Here is a 16,070-nt window from a genome sequence, read left to right on the forward strand (position 1 = left end):
TGAAAATTGACTTGCGGATGAGATGGTTGCTTTACCATAGACGGAAATCCATATCTCATAAGGGATAGGATGGGCAGATTTAGGCTTTTTTGTGCTGCTCATTCTACAGGCAAGCCCTTGGCAGAACCTTTCTTTGTACGCAGTAAGCGCCGCAGTCCGTCTGCGGTTATTCGCCGTTCCTGTGATCGGAATCAGGGCGGCTGCTTAAGAGACAAGGGAGGATGATGCCTTAATGACAACTCTTTTGAGTGTAAAAAATATAAAGAAAGAATGGAACGGACAGCCGCTATTTGAAAATGTGACGTTTCACATCGTGAAAGGTGAGCGAATTGCGCTTCACGGAAGAAATGGATGTGGAAAGACTACACTGCTGCGCATGCTTCTTGGCGAAGAAGTCTGCACATCGGGCATGATTGAACGCTCGCTGCCTCTTGAAGAATGGGGGTGGATGAAGCAACACGACGTTTCAGCCGACGGCTTGACGGCTATCGAGGTGGCACAGAGGGAAAGCGGCCGGTGCTGGGAGCTGAAAATGGCGCTGCGTAAGCAAGAGCTAGTGCTGGAAGGTCTTACAGGAGCCGAAACGGAACGGGAGGCCGCCAGGTACGGCGAGCTTTTGGAAGAGTATGCCTCGCTTCAGGGCTACAACTGGGAGGCCGAAACGGAAGCGGTCCTGCAACGGGTGGGTATGCCTGCTGATACTTGGTCTGTGCCTTATAGCAAGCTGAGCGGTGGCCAGAAGACCCGGGTGCGCATTGCGTCGCTAATGCTTCGCAGACCGCAGGTACTCGTGCTCGATGAGCCGACCAATCATCTGGACAGTGCCGGTCTAGAATGGCTGGAGCAGTGGATCAGGGAATATCGGGGGACTCTGATTTTTGTGTCCCATGACAGAACCTTCCTGGATCGAATAGCAACCGGCATTTATGAGCTGTCGTCAGGCGGTATGAAGTGCTATAAGGGAAACTACAGTGATTATCGGCTGCAAAAGGAAAGAGAGATCAAGGAGCAGCAAACCGAATACCGCAAGCAGGAGCAGGCAAGGGCCGCTCTGGAAGCCTCCATAAGGAACTACAGGGAGTGGTTCCATCGTGCTCATCGTGCCGCCACCGATGTTGAGGTCAAGATTACGCAAAGTTATTACAAGGCGAAAGCCAACAAAAACATCTCCCGTTATCATGCGAAGCAAAAGGAGTTGGAGCGTCTGGAGCAGGACCGGGTTGAAAAACCGCGGGAAGAGCAGCGGCTGAAAATCAGGCTGGAAGATACCGGCTTTCAAGCTAGGACGCTGCTGCGGATGGAAAGGGTTCACTTCGGGTTCGGCGATACAGTTATTTTTCAGGACCTGACCATGAGTCTAGGCCGAGGTGACCGGCTCGCGGTACTGGGTCCTAACGGATCAGGCAAAACCACCCTCCTGCGGCTGCTGGTTGGTGAGATTGAGCCGATTGCGGGAGATGTGTTAAGACATCCGCAGTTGAAGATCGGGTACTTTTCACAGGAGCTTGAGGAGCTGCCCTATCATCAGACGCTGCTTGACAGTCTGCTTGAGCTGCCTTCCATGACCCAGACGGAAGCACGTACCCTTCTGGGCTGCTTTCTCTTCTCCAGGGAGTCTGTATATAAAAAGATTGGAGACCTAAGCATGGGTGAGCAGTGCAGAGCTGCCTTCCTGCGTCTTTATTTCAGCGGGGCAGACCTGCTCGTTCTGGATGAGCCCACCAACTATCTGGATATCAGCACGCGAGAGGTGCTTGAAGACGCGCTTTTGAAGTATGAAGGAGCGCTTGTCCTGGTCTCGCATGACCGGGAGCTGATTCGCAGAACCGCCAACCGTTTGCTGGAGCTCCAGCCTGGAGGGGGGCACGAATGGTATGAAGGTGGAATCAAGGAGCGGGAGGAATCGCGTGTTGCTGGTGTTGTGTCGGCAGGATCTGACGGCGAAGAGCGGATGAGGCTTGAATGGCGGCTTACTGAACTGTTGGGAACAACGGACAGTGAGGCTGTTGATCAGAAGTCTGTGTTGGCGGAAATTCGCAAGATCCGCAGCAGGCTGGATGAATTGAACCACAAGGGCTAATACAGGTTGCAAGCACAGTTAGTTTGACCTATAATGAATGGGTCACAGTTTTTTTGTAGCTCGTGAAAATGAAAATGCCTTGATGGAGAGAGTAGGCAGTGCCTGGTGCACAGGGAGGAAACGCCGTGGATTGAGAGCGTTTCTGCAGACACAGACCTGTTGAAGTTCACTCTGGAGCAGTCCCTTGAACCTTGACCGTATATACTGCGCGGCAGGACAGTAGGGGGTACCGGTTCACGACCGTTACAGCGTGTTGAGCGAGACGATTGATGAAATGCTGGAATTGGAATCCGTATTGGATTTCCCGATCGTCTAACAAGGGTGGTACCACGGTCTTTTCGTCCCTTACGGGAGAGAAGGCCTTTTTTTGTTGCGTACATACCGGAAGCTACCGGGTGATTACACAAAGGAGGCATCAGGAATGATGAAGGAAAAACTGGAAGCATTGAAGGTTGAGGCCCTGGCTCAGTTGGAGCAGGTATCCGATCCCCAGACATTGAACGACCTGCGTGTCAAGTACTTAGGCAAGAAGGGAGCGCTGACCGAAGTTTTGCGCGGCATGGGCGGGTTGAGTGCGGAAGAGCGTCCAATCATTGGCCAGGTGGCCAATGATGTGCGCGGCGCGATTGAAGAGATTATTGAATCCAAGCAGCAGGCTTTCCAGCGTGCCGAGACAGAGCAAAGACTGCGCGCGGAACGAGTGGATGTCACACTGCCGGGCCGTAACATGCCGCAGGGCGGCGTTCATCCATTGAACAAGGTGATCGCTGAAATTGAAGATATCTTTTTGGGCATGGGCTACCGTGTGGCGGAAGGACCGGAGGTTGAGACCGATTATTTTAACTTTGAAGCGCTGAATTTGCCGAAAAACCATCCGGCCCGCGATATGCAGGATTCCTTTTATATCACTGAGGAGCTGCTGATGCGTACGCATACTTCACCGGTGCAGGTGCGGACGATGCAGTCCATGCGCGGAGAAGCCCCGCTCAAGGTCATTTGCCCGGGCAAGGTGTACCGTCGTGATGATGATGATGCTACCCATTCCTTTCAGTTCCACCAGATTGAAGGTATCGTTATTGGCGAAAATATCCGTATGAGTGATCTTAAAGGGACGCTGCTTCAATTCTCCCGGGAGATGTTCGGCAGTCAGACACAGATTCGCCTGCGTCCGAGCTTCTTCCCGTTCACTGAGCCAAGCGCTGAAATGGATGTGACCTGTGTGCAGTGCGGCGGCAGCGGCTGCCGGATGTGCAAGCAGACAGGCTGGCTTGAAATTTTGGGCTGCGGTATGGTGCATCCGAAGGTTTTGGAAATGGGAGGATACGATCCGGAGAAATACAGCGGGTTTGCGTTTGGCATGGGCGTGGAGCGAATCGCGATTCTGAAATACGGCATTGACGATATCCGCCATTTCTATAATAGCGATATGGCGTTCCTGAAGCAGTTCGCACGGAATTAATACTCGGATAAAAGGAAGTGAGCGTAGATGAAAGTATCAACCGAATGGCTGTCTGACTATATATCGCTTGAGCAGGTGACTGCTGAGGAGCTGGCTGAGCGCATTACCCGGGCGGGTATTGAAATCGATGTGGTGGAGAACCGGAACAAGGGTGTCTCGGGAGTTGTTGTAGGTTACGTTAAAAGCAAGGAGAAGCACCCGGATGCGGATAAGCTGAACGTCTGTGTCGTCGATGTAGGGCAAGGCGAGGATTTGCAAATCGTATGTGGCGCTAAAAATGTGGATGTGGGCCAGAAGGTGCCGGTAGCGATGATTGGGGCCAAGCTGCCCGGCGATTTCCAAATTAAAAAAGCCAAGCTGCGCGGCGTCGAGTCCCAGGGCATGATCTGCTCCGCCAAGGAGCTGGGCATGAACGACAAGCTGCTGCCGAAAGAGCAGCAGGAAGGTATCCTTGTTCTTCCGGCAGACGCCGAGCTGGGCACTCCGATCGAAAAGCTGCTTGGCCTGGACGATAAGGTTCTGGAATTCGACTTGACTCCGAACCGCTCGGACTGCCTCAGTATGCTGGGAGCTGCTTATGAAGTGAGCGCGATTCTCGGAAGAGACATCAAGGTTCCCGATCCGGAGCAGGACCTGATTGAAACGGCTGAATCCGCAGCGGGACATCTTTCAGTATCCGTGGCGGCATCCGAGCTGTGCAGCCACTATGCGGCTCGCGTAATCACCGGAGTAACGATCGGAGCCTCCCCGTTGTGGATGCAAAACCGCTTGATGGCAGCCGGCATCCGCCCGATCAATAACATTGTCGACATCACCAACTACGTGATGCTGGAATACGGACAACCTTTGCATGCTTTTGATGCGGCCAAGCTGAGCGGACGGATTGACGTGCGTCTGGCGCGTGCAGGCGAAACGCTTGTAACGCTGGACGATCAGGAACGCAAGCTTGAGCCTCATATGCTGCTGATTACTGACGGAGAGAAACCGTTGGCCTTGGCGGGTGTCATGGGCGGAGCCAACTCGGAGGTTACTGCGGACACGGTCGATATTGTGCTGGAGTCGGCGAAATTTGACGGCGGAAGCGTGCGTAAGACATCCCGTCAACTAGGGCTGCGTTCCGAAGCAAGCCTCCGTTTTGAAAAAGAAGTTGATCCGGCTGCAGTCATCCCTGCGCTCAACCGTGCGGCAGCGCTGATCCAGCGCTACGCAGGCGGAGCGGTACAGCAGGGCATTGTCCAGTATAATGAAGCGAATATCGCTCCACGGATCATTACCTTGTCGCTGGAGAAGCTGAATCGTTACCTGGGGACTGACCTATCTATGCTGGAAGTGAAGACGATCTTCAGTCGGCTTCATTTTTCTTGCGGGGACCTTGAGCATGGCCAGCTGGAAGTGGAGGTTCCGACACGGCGCGGTGATATTACGCTGGATGTGGACTTGTTCGAAGAGGTTGCCCGCCTCTATGGGTACGATAATATTCCGACCACAGCTATCGAGGGCCCTACAACGCCTGGTGCGCTGACTCCTGCACAAGCTCTGCGCCGTTCTCTGCGCGGCCTGCTTGTTCATGGCGGATGGCAGGAGATCATCAGCTATTCCTTTATTCATCCGGATCGTACGGGACTGTATCCTGCTCTTACAGAAGGCAGTCACCCGGTAGCTTTGGCTATGCCAATGAGTGAAGATCGGAGCATGCTGCGTACCAGCATCATTCCCCAACTGCTGGATGCCGCCGTATACAACATGAACCGCAAGCAGGAAGATCTGGCCCTGTTTGAAATTGGCAGTGTGTTCTTCAGCGGTGAGAAGACGTTGACTAAGCAGCCGCAGGAGATTCTTGTGCTCAGTTTGCTTCTGACAGGCAAGCGCCGCAGCCAGCAATGGAACATTAAGGCGGAGGCTGTCGATTTCTTTGACATCAAGGGTGCTCTTGAAACGCTGTTGGACTATGTGGGTCTGGCAGGTAAGGTACGTTATACCGCTGATAGTCCGGCAGGATACCATCCGGGGCGTTCCGCTTCCGTATATCTGGAGATCGAAGGGCGAGCGGAACTGATCGGCACGGTGGGCCAGGTTCACCCTGAGCTGCAGCAGCAATACGACCTACAGGACACGTATGTAGCGGAAATTGCTCTAGAGCCGGTAATCCGTCACCAAAATGGCGCCATCCGTTATCAGGAGTTGACCCGCTTCCCTTCCGTCGAACGTGATATTGCGGTAGTTGTCAACGAAACGGTGGAAGCAGGCGAGCTGCTGCGTGTGATTCGCGAAAACGGCGGCGAGCTGCTGACTCAAGCTCGGGTGTTCGATGTCTTCACAGGCAGCAAGCTTGGAGAAGGCAAGAAAAGCATTGCCATTGCGCTGCTGTACCGTCACCGTGAACGTACATTGACCGATGAAGAAATTAACGGCACGCACAGCCGGATCGTTGAGGCACTGGAACAAACTTTTGGCGCTGAATTAAGAAAGTAGCAGGAGATAAGTCAAGCCACATCGAATCTAAGGTGAAGAGGTTCGGTGTGGCTTTTTTTCTCTTCGCTAGCGCCGTTCGCTCGCTTCACTTGATTGATGATGAAATAAGTTGCAAAATAGATAATGAACAGAATTCCCAGTCCGAACGGGAGTTGAAAACGAACAACAGACATCCCAGAATCAACACACAGAACTGGAGGAGGGCATAATTGTGACTACACCGGATCGCACACGCGTTACCGTTGAAATATACGGAAATTCCTATAAGCTTGTTGGAAGCAGTACAGAATATATGAAGCAGGTTGCAAGCTATGTAAATGATAGAATGCATACGATAGCGCAGGCTCACGCTCATCTGGATATTCCGCGCATTGCGGTACTCGCTGCAGTTCACATGGCGGAAGAAGCAGTTAAATCCCAGGAAATCGAGAGGAAAATGAACCGAATCGTCGAGGAACGTTCTGAATTGCGGGAAGACCTGGCAAAGCTGCAAACCCTCCTCGGGGAGCAGCAGCAGAAGAATGCCGTACTGCTGGAAGCAGGCGACCGTATCGTACAGGAGAAGGAACAGGCGTTGGCGAGGCTGGCGGAAGCCGAACAGAATGCGGCACGGGAAAAGGCTGAACTGAAGAGCAGGCTGGAGCAACAGATGAAGAAAGAGGCCGAGCTGCTTAAAGAGAAGGAGCGGACACAGACAGCCGCCAGACAGGTCGAGACCAAGCTGGCCGCTGCAGAGAAGGAATATAAATCAAGACTGCAATCGGAGAAGGAGCAGCTGCAATTCAGCCTGAACGAAGAACAGCAAAAGGCAAGAGCAGCCTGGCAATCCGAGCTGGCGGCCCTTCGCAAGCGCTTGGAGGATGAGAAAGGACAGATCCTCACTTCATTAAAAGAAGAACAGGCCTTGCGCCAACAGGCTGAGACCCTTCAAGAAGAGATTCGGCAAGAGTACGAGGAAGAGCTCAAGCAGTTCCGAAACCGTTTGGACGAGCTTGAGTTAAGTGAACAGCTACTCACCGAGGAACTGCAAGGTACCTCAGAACAGATGAAGCAAGCCGAAGCTGCCCGTCAGGAGCTTGAAGACCGCTTGAAGGAGGCAGCGGCCGCAGAGGAAAAGTCTGCTAGCAGACTCCAATCTCTTCAAGGTGAGATAAATGAGAAGAATACTGAGCTGAAACGGATGCAGCAGGCTTCCTCCAAAGCGGAGGAAGAGCAGAGAAGGATGCAGAAGCTGCTTGAACAGGCACATGTCTCGGTACGCAAACTGCAGGCTGAAATGGCTGATCTATCCAAGAAAGAGCAGACGGCTCGCGAGCTGGCCGGCAAGCATGTGGCAGAGCTTAAGCAGCGCCAGCAGGAGTTGATCGTGAAGACGGATCGGATCGGACAGCTTGAGCGGACCATCGAGCAGTTGGAGGAAGACATGGTCGCCGCGCTCAAGCAAGCGGAGGAATTGCAAGGCCGGAACAGCAGCCTGCAGCGCCAGCTTGCGGAGCAACAGACGGAGATGGACGAGCAGCGTAACGCCCTTGAGCTAGCGCGTGCTGAGGCGCAACAGGCTGCGGAGCTTGCCGCACAGAGTGATCATCGATACGAGCTTCTGCGCGAGGAGGCCGAAAATCTGCAACAGCAGTCGGAACAGCTTCAGGCTGAACTCGAACGGCTGAATAGACAGGCTGCAGAGCAGCGGACTGAGTTCGAACAGGCGGAGGAAGAAGCAATAGAGTGGCAGGTCAAGTACGAGGAGAAGCTCGCCGAACTGGAGCATATCGCTGCGGAGGAGGCACACCGTCAGGAAGAACTGGCGGCATGGGAGCAGCAGATTGCATCCGCATCCGAGGTCCGCGAGCGGCTCCAGCAGGAGGTCGCTGATGTGACCCGGGAGCAGCAGGATACATTGGCCGAACTGCAGACCGTGACGCAAGCCCGCGAGGAGTTACAGACTCAACTTACAGAAATTGGCGATCGTTATGAGTTGGCTGCTCATCAACTAAGATTGCTGCAGGTGGAACGCGATATGGAGCGTGAGAAAACGGAGAATCTGGCTGAGAAGCTTGAGCAGCTTCAGGATGAGTATTCAAAGCTTCAAACGGAGTATAACGAGTGGATCGAGCTCATTGAGCAGGACCAATAGCAATGAGCAAAAATAAGGCAAGCCGGCCCGGTTGCAGGTCAGGACGGCTTGTTTTGTCTATTCAACAATGAGTTTGGCGGTCATGGTGTGATGACCGGTGCCACAGAACACGGAACAGTCAATCGCGTATTCACCTTTTTGCTCGGGCGTGATTACCTGAGACGTATTTCTGCTATCCAGTCGAACGTTAAGATTCTGGATGATGACACCATGTGTGCCCTCTGTGTTCTCAAATGAGATTTTTACGGGGACGCCCTGTTTCACACGGTATTCCTGCTGGTCAAATGCAAAATTGCTGGCCTTGATCACGACTTCTTCACTGGCAGTGGCTGCTTCGTCTGTCGTTTGCTGTCCGGATGAAGCCGGAGAAGCCCCGCTTCCGCAGGCAGACAGGAACAGAAGCAGCAGGCCTGCTGCTACCAGTAAGGATGCATTCCTTTTAACGAGCTTGATTCCCACATGCTCTCCTCCAATTCGTTGGCTTATTCTATTTGCCATCATACCGCAAGTTGTCCTGGGAAGAGTGTGAAGAAATTTCGAAAAAGATATTCAAGCTGTAAAAAAAGAGGCGCTTCCCGGCGTTTGGGAAGGCCTCTTTTGCCTGCTGTAGTTTCTTCGATAAATCTAAGCACGGTCGTTGCTGCCCCGTCCGGCTTCAAAAGGCGTGGAAACCGGAATAAACAGGTCGATAAGTCCGATAACAAGTGCAGCAAGCAGAGCACCCAGCACAGAAACCTCCACACCGCCAACGATAAATTGTGCGATGTAGATGACTAGCGCGCTGACTAAAAAGCCTACTATGCCGCGCCCGAACGGATTGACTCTGCGGCCGAACATGGCTTCGATGATAAAGCCGATGACGGCAATCACGATGGCGAGAATCAGAGCGCTCCAAAAACCGCCCACGCTGAATCCAGGTACAATCCACCCGACAACGAGAATCACGAGTGCTGCAACTACAAAACGTACAATAGTGCCTAGAATTTTCATGATTTGCCTCCTGTTCTGCTCTCAACCTGCAAATCGAATGGCAGGCTGGAGATTGCCGCGGGTTTCTTTAAAAATCCGCGCATATGCAAGCATTAGTATGTTACGTGGACGTCCGTCTTATGTGTGATGCGTCTATAATGCATTCAGAGCAAAAACATGTTTGGATGCAAACGGCTGTAAATAGCGAAAGCTGCCAGCTTTCGTTATAATACAGATATAACTGAGAGGAGCTGTAACGTTGGACGCAAAAATTTTGCAAACACTGGAATATGGTAAAATCTTAAGCTCATTGTCTAATTACACGCAAACGCCGTTGGGTAAACATGCAGCCATGCAGCTTCGCCCCAGCTCGGATGCGGCTCATATACAAGCATTACTGAAAGGAACGGATGAGGCTTTCGCTGTAGATCGTCTGAAGGGAACTCCTTCGTTTACCGGAGTGGTTGACATATCGCCTGCCGTAAAGCGTGCGCGCATCGGCGGCACATTGAATCCGCATGAACTGCTCGGCATTCGGACAACGATTCAGGCAGGACGGCGTATCAAGGTGTACATCGAGGGCGTGCATGAGGAGCATACCATTGAATCCCTGCTGTTTATCAGTGAACAGCTTTCCGACCAGAAGCTGCTGGAAAATGCGATCAAGGCATGTATCGACGATAATGCCGAGGTGCTTGATACGGCAAGCTCGGAGCTGGCCCAAATACGCCGTGAGCTGCGTTCGGGTGAGGTAAGAATCCGTGAAAAGCTGGATTCCATGATCCGCTCCTCTACGGTATCCAAGATGCTGCAGGATCAGATCATTACGATTCGCGGTGACCGGTTTGTGATCCCTGTCAAAGCGGAATACCGTTCCTACTTCGGCGGCATTGTGCATGACCAGTCCGGCTCGGGCGCTACCCTGTTCATTGAGCCTGAATCGATCGTCACGATGAATAACAAGCTGCGTGAAACGAGATTGAAGGAAGAACGGGAGATTGAGGTCATTTTACAAAAGCTGACCGCACAGGTGGGAGAACAGGCCGAATTGCTGCTCTACGATCTCGATCTGCTCGGTAACCTTGACTTTATATTCGCGAAAGCGCGTCTGGCCCGGGAAATGAAGGCAACGCTTCCGATGATTAACGATCGTGGCTTTGTAAGGCTGAAGAAAGGTCGCCATCCTCTGATTCCATTGGATAAAGTAGTGCCGATCGATGTTGAGCTGGGCGGCAGCTATTCGTCTATCATCGTGACCGGCCCGAATACCGGGGGAAAGACGGTAACGCTCAAAACGATTGGTCTGCTCAGTCTGATGGCCATGTCGGGACTGTTTGTTCCTGCTGAGGATGAGAGTGAGCTGTCTGTGTTTGATGCCATCTATGCCGACATCGGCGATGAACAGAGCATCGAACAGAGCCTTAGTACATTCTCCAGCCATATGACGAATATTATCGGCATACTGCGGCAGATGACTCCGAGAAGCCTTGTGCTGTTGGATGAGGTGGGAGCGGGTACCGATCCTGCGGAGGGCTCGGCATTGGCGGTGGCTATATTGGAGCACATTCATGCCAGTGGCTGCCGCATGGTAGCGACAACGCATTATAGCGAGCTTAAGGCATATGCATATGAACGGGATGGCATTATTAATGCCAGTATGGAGTTTGATGTGGCTACGCTGAGTCCGACGTACCGCCTGCTCGTTGGTGTGCCTGGCCGAAGCAATGCTTTCGCGATTGCGGAACGGCTTGGTCTGTCCAAGCCAATTCTGGATTATGCCCGTGGTGAGGTAACAGAGGAGGATCAGCGTGTCGAGCATATGATTGCTTCTCTGGAGGAGAACCGGCTGACCGCTGAGCAGGAGCGCACTGCAGCCGAACGGGTGCGCAGGGAGAATGAGGAGCTTCGCAGCCGCTATCAGGAGGAGCTCGACAAGCTTGAAAGACAGCGTGAGCGCATGCTGGAAAAAGCGGAGGAAGAAGCACGCCAGGTCGTGGAGAAGGCCCGCAGCGAATCGGAACGTATTATTACCGATCTGCGTAAGCTTGCCCAAGAGGAAGGCGCCGCAGTGAAGGAACATCGTTTGATCGCGGCCCGCAAGGAGCTTGATAAGGCGGAGCCGAAGCAGCGCAAAAAATCGTCCGTTCCACGTCAGTCCTCCAGAGCAAGGGCGATTGAGCCGGGAGATGAGGTTCATGTGCACAGCCTGAGGCAGAAGGGGCATGTTGTGGAGCTGTCCGGCAGCAAGGAGGCCGTCGTGCAGATGGGCATTATGAAAATGAAGGTAAGCTTGGATGATCTTGAGCTGCTGGATGCGCCGAAGGCCGCTCAGCCGAAGCAACGCCCGGTTACCGGCGTGAACCGAACTCGCGACGACCGGGTGCGGAGCGAGCTGGATTTGAGGGGAGCCAATGTGGAGGAAGCGCTGATTGAAGTGGACCGATTCATGGACGAAGCCTTTATGGCTAATCTGGGCCAGGTCTACATTATTCATGGAAAAGGCACAGGTGTGCTTCGCTCCGGCATTCAGGACTATCTGCGCCGTCACAAGCATGTGAAAAGCTACAGGCTAGGCAATTATGGGGAAGGCGGGTCAGGTGTGACTGTCGCCGAGTTAAAATAATCGTCTTGGTATAAAAAGTGTTTGTTGTTGGACTGTAGCCGATTGGGAGGGAGAAAGTGAGAGAGATCGATCAACTGCTGACCTATCCGCTTGGCATGCTGCTGGGGTATTTTTCGGTTGCGGTGCTTCAGCTCATTGTATATTTGTATTGTTTTGAACTGGTGACCCGCTATAAGTGCTGGGATGAAATCCGCAAAGGTAATGTGGCAGTCGCCATGGCCACCGGCGGGAAAATATTCGGGATATGCAACATTATGCGCTTCAGCATCACCGGCAGCTCCTCAGTGTACGATACAATGATCTGGTCGTTTCTAGGGTTCCTGCTGCTGCTGGCCGCTTATTTCTTGTTTGAATTTTTAACACCCGTATTTTCGATTGATCAGGAGATCAAAGAAGACAACAGGGCTGTAGGTTTGTTTTCCATGATCATTTCCGTCTCGCTGTCATATGTCATCGGTGCCAGTGTCGGTTAATTTACAGTTTTAATTGCAATGAAATGGAGGATATGGATATGGAAAAAACCATTTGTCCTTGGTGCCAAACGGAAATCGTTTGGGATGAGGAGCTGGGCCCGGAAGAAGAGTGTCCCTACTGTCATAATGAGTTGAAGGGGTACCGGACGTTAACGGTCGATATTGGCGAAGATGAGGATGGAACTTCGCGTGACCGTCAACTGGATGATCAGGATGATACGGAAGTGCAGGATGAGGAGATATTTCCCTGGCAGGGGGAAGATCTTCACAAGCTTCCGGTCCTGCATACGTTGCAGAAATATGAAGAAGGCGGGGAAGACCTGCTTGCCTATGAAGAGGGTGTCGAAAAAGTGCTGGACAGCCAGGAAGAGGTGCCTGAGTGTCCGCATTGCCGCGAATACATGCTGTTGACCGGAACAAGAACCGTTACGGTAGATACATTTATACCTTCTGTACCGGCTGTGCTCGGAAAACCCGTCCTTGAAGCGCCCTTTACCTTGAACCTTTACGTATGCACCGGATGTTTTCAGGTACAACAAAGTCTAGCCGAGGATGACAGGCTCCGGCTGATGCATACGCTGGGTTCCGGTCGTAAATAAAAGACAGCAGCCCTCCTGACATGTTTTATGCATTTTGGGGCATGTTAACGGAAAGCCCGTAGGGCGGATTTCGGTTAGAGGGGGGACTCTGTTGAAATCGAGCTTGAATAAACAGTCCATTCTACTGCTTGGCATGAATGGGCTGTTTGTATTTGCAGGAGCGTTGTCAGGCACGTTTCTCAACGTATACCTGTGGAAAGCCAAACCGGATTATGCTATGATCGGCTGGTTTACCGTTAGCCAGCAGTTGGCGCTGGGGCTGACCTTCTGGATCGGGGGCAAATGGATAAAGGAGCATAATAAAATGAATGCGCTCCGCGTAGGTACCGCCCTGTCTGGGATCTTTTATCTGCTTGTGCTATGGTCCGGGCCCAGAGCTGTCCATTTTATTTGGCCGCTCGGCTTACTGTTGGGTATTGCGCTCGGTCTGTTCTGGCTTGCTTTTAACGTTGTATATTTTGAGGTGACGAACAGCGACAATAGGGATCGATTTAACGGCTGGGTGGGTTTGCTCGGATCTTTGACGGGTATCGTCGGTCCGTGGCTCTCGGCTTGGATTATAGCAAGCATGGAAAATGACACAGGTTACCGTATCATCTTCAGTATTTCACTTGCGGTGTATACCGTCGGGGTGATCCTCAGCTTCTTCCTCAAGAAACGTAAGGTTGAAGGGAAATACGATTGGGCAGAGCCGTGGAACAGGCTTAATGACAGGAAAAGCTCCTGGAGGCCACTCTCTTTGGCGCTTGCCGCCCAAGGAATCCGTGAAGGGGTATTCTCCTTTCTCATCATTCTGCTCGTCTTTGCGGCAACCAAGCAGGAGTGGAAGCTCGGGCAATTTTCGTTGATTACGTCTGCGGTATCGCTTGTCAGCTTCTGGGCGGCTGGCAGATGGCTGCGGCCGCGCTACCGTTCCGCAGGCATGCTGCTGGGCGCGCTGCTGCTGGTTATGGTCCTGTTCCCTTTGTTGTGGAAGGTCCAGTACGGTACGCTGCTGTTCATGGGCATCGGGACGTCCTTGTTTATCCCGTTATATATAATTCCCATCACCACACTTGGCTTTGATCTAATGGGGATGACGGATCATGACGTTGCGAAACGGGTCGAGCTTGTTGTATTGCGAGAGCTGTGTCTCATGTCAGGCCGGCTGCTGGGCACCTTTATTTTTATCGGTGTGCTTTCTGTCAGCCGCATGCCACACGTTATTACATGGCTGATGATCGGCCTGGGGACGGCCCCTGTAATCGGCTGGTTCTTCGTGCGGGGCATGATGAAATCGGCAGAGTGGAAGCCGGCATCGGAATAACTGTGGCGTTTTTCTTAAGATTAAAGAATATACAAATTTCCAGTGAAGCTGAAGTACTCTTTAATCGCGAGAAAAGCTTCCGTTAATCGTGGTCTATCTTCTTACTATGCACTTGTTATAAATTGATGTAATATAAGTATTATCTTTTCCGCAGACCTGACATGAATTCAGTCATCGTCCGCGAAAACACGCTGGAGGTCTTTGCATGACAGAGTTGAATGAGACAAAATTAAAAGTGCTGGAGCTTCTGAAAGAGGATGCCAGACGTACGCCCGCTCTGCTGGCGACCATGCTCGGCACTGCCGAGGAGGATGTCAAAGCGGCCATTCAAGAGCTGGAAGATAAGCATGTGATCGTGAAATATGCAGCGGTCGTCAATTGGGACAAGGTTGATGACGAGAAGGTCACCGCGTTGATCGAGGTTCAGATTACGCCGGAACGGGGCAGAGGCTTTGAAGGCATTGCGGAGCGTATTTATCTGTATCCACAGGTGAAATCGGTCTATTTGATGTCTGGAGCTTACGATCTGCTGGTCGAGGTAGAGGGCAGAAATCTGCGCGAAGTAGCCAATTTTGTATCGGAGAAGCTGTCCCCGATTGACTCCGTATTATCGACCAAAACGAACTTTACACTTAAAAAATACAAGCAAGACGGCATTATCTTTGAGGATAAGGAAGAAGATAACCGTCTTATGATTTCGCCGTAAAGGAAGCGACTCCCATGACACTTAACCAAGAACAAGCTCCGAATGCCGACACCAGATCCATGAGTTCTTATCTGGCACCCTTGGTCCGTGACATCCCGGCCTCAGGCATTCGGAAGTTTTTCGATCTCGTCGGAAGTAATAAAGATATTATTACATTGGGTGTGGGTGAGCCTGATTTTACAACACCTTGGCATATGCGTGAGGCCTGTGTGTATTCTCTGGAACGGGGATTTACAAGCTATACGTCCAACGCGGGCATGCCGGAGCTCCGCGAGGCGCTCAGCGGTTATTTGAGCGAACGGTTTTCCGTACATTATAATCCGCAGGATGAGATGATTGTAACGGTCGGTGGCAGTGAAGCCATTGATCTTGCTCTGCGGGCGCTCATTACACCCGGGGATGAAATTCTGATTCCGGAGCCTTGTTATATTTCCTACTCGCCGATTACGGCCATTGGTGGTGGTGTTGCGGTAGGTATTGAAACCTTCGCAGACAATGACTTCAAACTGACGGCGGAAGCGCTGGAGGCGAAAATAACGCCCCGCTCCAAGGTGCTGATTCTCTGCTATCCCAGCAATCCGACAGGTGCAACGATGACCTACGAGGATTGGCTTCCCATTGCGAAGGTGGTTGAAAAGCATGATCTGATCGTGATTTCAGACGAAATCTACGCTGAACTCACCTATAATCAGAATCATGTCAGCTTTGCGGCAATACCGGGAATGATGGATCGTACGATTCTCGTTAGCGGCTTCTCCAAAGCCTTTGCGATGACCGGCTGGAGAATCGGCTATACATGCGGGCATCGGGATATCATTTCCGCCATGCTTAAAATCCATCAATACACCGTCATGTGCGCACCTTCTATGGGGCAGGTGGCCGCATTGGAGGCGTTGCGGAACGGAATGGGCGAGAAGGACCGAATGGTCGATGCGTACAACCAGCGCCGCCGTCTGATGGTGCAGGGCTTCAGGGACATGGGACTGGATTGTCATGAACCGCAGGGGGCTTTTTATGTGTTTCCGAGTATTCAGTCCACTGGGTTAAGCTCGGATCAGTTTGCCGAAAGGCTGCTTTATGAGGCGAAAGTCGCCGCCGTGCCCGGAAATGTATTCGGTCTGGGTGGCGAAGGATATATGCGGTGCTCCTATGCAACATCGGTTGCTCAACTGACGGAGGCTTTGGAACGGATCGGGAATTTTGTGCACAAGCTGAGGGCCGAAGGTTAAGCTTTGATTTTTTTGAATAA

12 protein-coding genes are annotated in these 16,070 nt (G+C 52.2%); 10 read left to right on the plus strand and 2 right to left on the minus strand.

Going from position 1 to position 16,070, the window contains the following annotated elements:
• Positions 1-232: 232 nt before the first annotated feature.
• The 4 genes from abc-f (at position 233) to OIN60_RS01620 (ending at position 8,145) form a co-directional block, all read left to right on the plus strand.
• Positions 233-2,080 carry a ribosomal protection-like ABC-F family protein gene (abc-f, locus tag OIN60_RS01605; RefSeq protein WP_305753115.1) on the plus strand — a complete coding sequence of 616 codons (1,848 nt, stop codon included), beginning with the start codon at positions 233-235 and terminating at the stop codon, positions 2,078-2,080.
• A gap of 424 nt (positions 2,081-2,504) precedes the next feature.
• Positions 2,505-3,539 (plus strand): phenylalanine--tRNA ligase subunit alpha, encoded by a 1,035-nt coding sequence (gene pheS, locus OIN60_RS01610; protein ID WP_305753182.1) that lies wholly within the window; start codon positions 2,505-2,507, stop codon positions 3,537-3,539.
• Between the two features lie 27 nt (positions 3,540-3,566).
• Positions 3,567-6,011, plus strand: a complete 2,445-nt coding sequence (pheT, locus tag OIN60_RS01615; protein ID WP_305753116.1) for a phenylalanine--tRNA ligase subunit beta — start codon at positions 3,567-3,569, stop codon at positions 6,009-6,011.
• 211 nt (positions 6,012-6,222) lie between these two features.
• Complete coding sequence (locus OIN60_RS01620; protein WP_305753117.1) at positions 6,223-8,145, plus strand: cell division protein ZapA; 1,923 nt, start codon at positions 6,223-6,225, stop codon at positions 8,143-8,145.
• Between the two features lie 57 nt (positions 8,146-8,202).
• Here OIN60_RS01620 and OIN60_RS01625 read toward each other — a convergent pair whose 3' ends face one another.
• Together OIN60_RS01625 and OIN60_RS01630 are read right to left on the minus strand one after the other, a co-directional pair.
• A complete protein-coding gene (locus OIN60_RS01625; RefSeq protein WP_305753118.1) occupies positions 8,203-8,604 on the minus strand; it encodes a cupredoxin domain-containing protein in 402 nt (133 codons plus the stop codon).
• A 165-nt stretch (positions 8,605-8,769) separates the two neighbouring features.
• Positions 8,770-9,135 carry a phage holin family protein gene (locus OIN60_RS01630; protein ID WP_305753119.1) on the minus strand — a complete coding sequence of 122 codons (366 nt, stop codon included), beginning with the start codon at positions 9,133-9,135 and terminating at the stop codon, positions 8,770-8,772.
• A gap of 238 nt (positions 9,136-9,373) precedes the next feature.
• Between OIN60_RS01630 and OIN60_RS01635 the strand changes: the two genes are divergently transcribed.
• The 6 genes from OIN60_RS01635 (at position 9,374) to OIN60_RS01660 (ending at position 16,050) form a co-directional block, all read left to right on the plus strand.
• Positions 9,374-11,737, plus strand: a complete 2,364-nt coding sequence (locus OIN60_RS01635; RefSeq protein WP_305753120.1) for an endonuclease MutS2 — start codon at positions 9,374-9,376, stop codon at positions 11,735-11,737.
• Positions 11,738-11,832: 95 nt separating this feature from the next.
• Positions 11,833-12,210: a DUF350 domain-containing protein gene (locus OIN60_RS01640; protein WP_305753183.1), complete on the plus strand. Its 378-nt coding sequence runs from the start codon at positions 11,833-11,835 to the stop codon at positions 12,208-12,210.
• Positions 12,211-12,248: 38 nt separating this feature from the next.
• Entirely contained in the window at positions 12,249-12,809 is a 561-nt protein-coding gene (locus OIN60_RS01645; protein WP_305753121.1) for a hypothetical protein, read from the plus strand.
• Between the two features lie 91 nt (positions 12,810-12,900).
• Positions 12,901-14,115, plus strand: a complete 1,215-nt coding sequence (locus OIN60_RS01650) for an MFS transporter (RefSeq protein ID WP_305753122.1) — start codon at positions 12,901-12,903, stop codon at positions 14,113-14,115.
• Between the two features lie 205 nt (positions 14,116-14,320).
• A complete protein-coding gene (locus tag OIN60_RS01655) occupies positions 14,321-14,821 on the plus strand; it encodes an Lrp/AsnC family transcriptional regulator (RefSeq protein ID WP_305753123.1) in 501 nt (166 codons plus the stop codon).
• A 14-nt stretch (positions 14,822-14,835) separates the two neighbouring features.
• Positions 14,836-16,050, plus strand: a complete 1,215-nt coding sequence (locus OIN60_RS01660; RefSeq protein ID WP_305753124.1) for an aminotransferase class I/II-fold pyridoxal phosphate-dependent enzyme — start codon at positions 14,836-14,838, stop codon at positions 16,048-16,050.
• Positions 16,051-16,070 lie beyond the last annotated feature (20 nt).

Source organism: Paenibacillus zeirhizosphaerae, assembly GCF_030705605.1.
Classification (GTDB): Bacteria; Bacillota; Bacilli; order Paenibacillales; family Paenibacillaceae; genus Paenibacillus; species Paenibacillus zeirhizosphaerae.

Bases quoted from the DNA above. Each gene is read 5' to 3' on its own strand.
- OIN60_RS01645 (WP_305753121.1), top strand. From the start codon at position 12,249: ATGGAAAAAACCATTTGTCCTTGGTGCCAAACGGAAATCGTTTGGGAT.
- abc-f (WP_305753115.1), top strand. From the start codon at position 233: ATGACAACTCTTTTGAGTGTAAAAAATATAAAGAAAGAATGGAACGGA.
- OIN60_RS01640 (WP_305753183.1), top strand. From the start codon at position 11,833: ATGCTGCTGGGGTATTTTTCGGTTGCGGTGCTTCAGCTCATTGTATAT.
- OIN60_RS01655 (WP_305753123.1), top strand. From the start codon at position 14,321: ATGACAGAGTTGAATGAGACAAAATTAAAAGTGCTGGAGCTTCTGAAA.
- pheS (WP_305753182.1), top strand. From the start codon at position 2,505: ATGAAGGAAAAACTGGAAGCATTGAAGGTTGAGGCCCTGGCTCAGTTG.
- pheT (WP_305753116.1), top strand. From the start codon at position 3,567: ATGAAAGTATCAACCGAATGGCTGTCTGACTATATATCGCTTGAGCAG.
- OIN60_RS01660 (WP_305753124.1), top strand. From the start codon at position 14,836: ATGACACTTAACCAAGAACAAGCTCCGAATGCCGACACCAGATCCATG.
- OIN60_RS01630 (WP_305753119.1), bottom strand. From the start codon at position 9,135: ATGAAAATTCTAGGCACTATTGTACGTTTTGTAGTTGCAGCACTCGTG.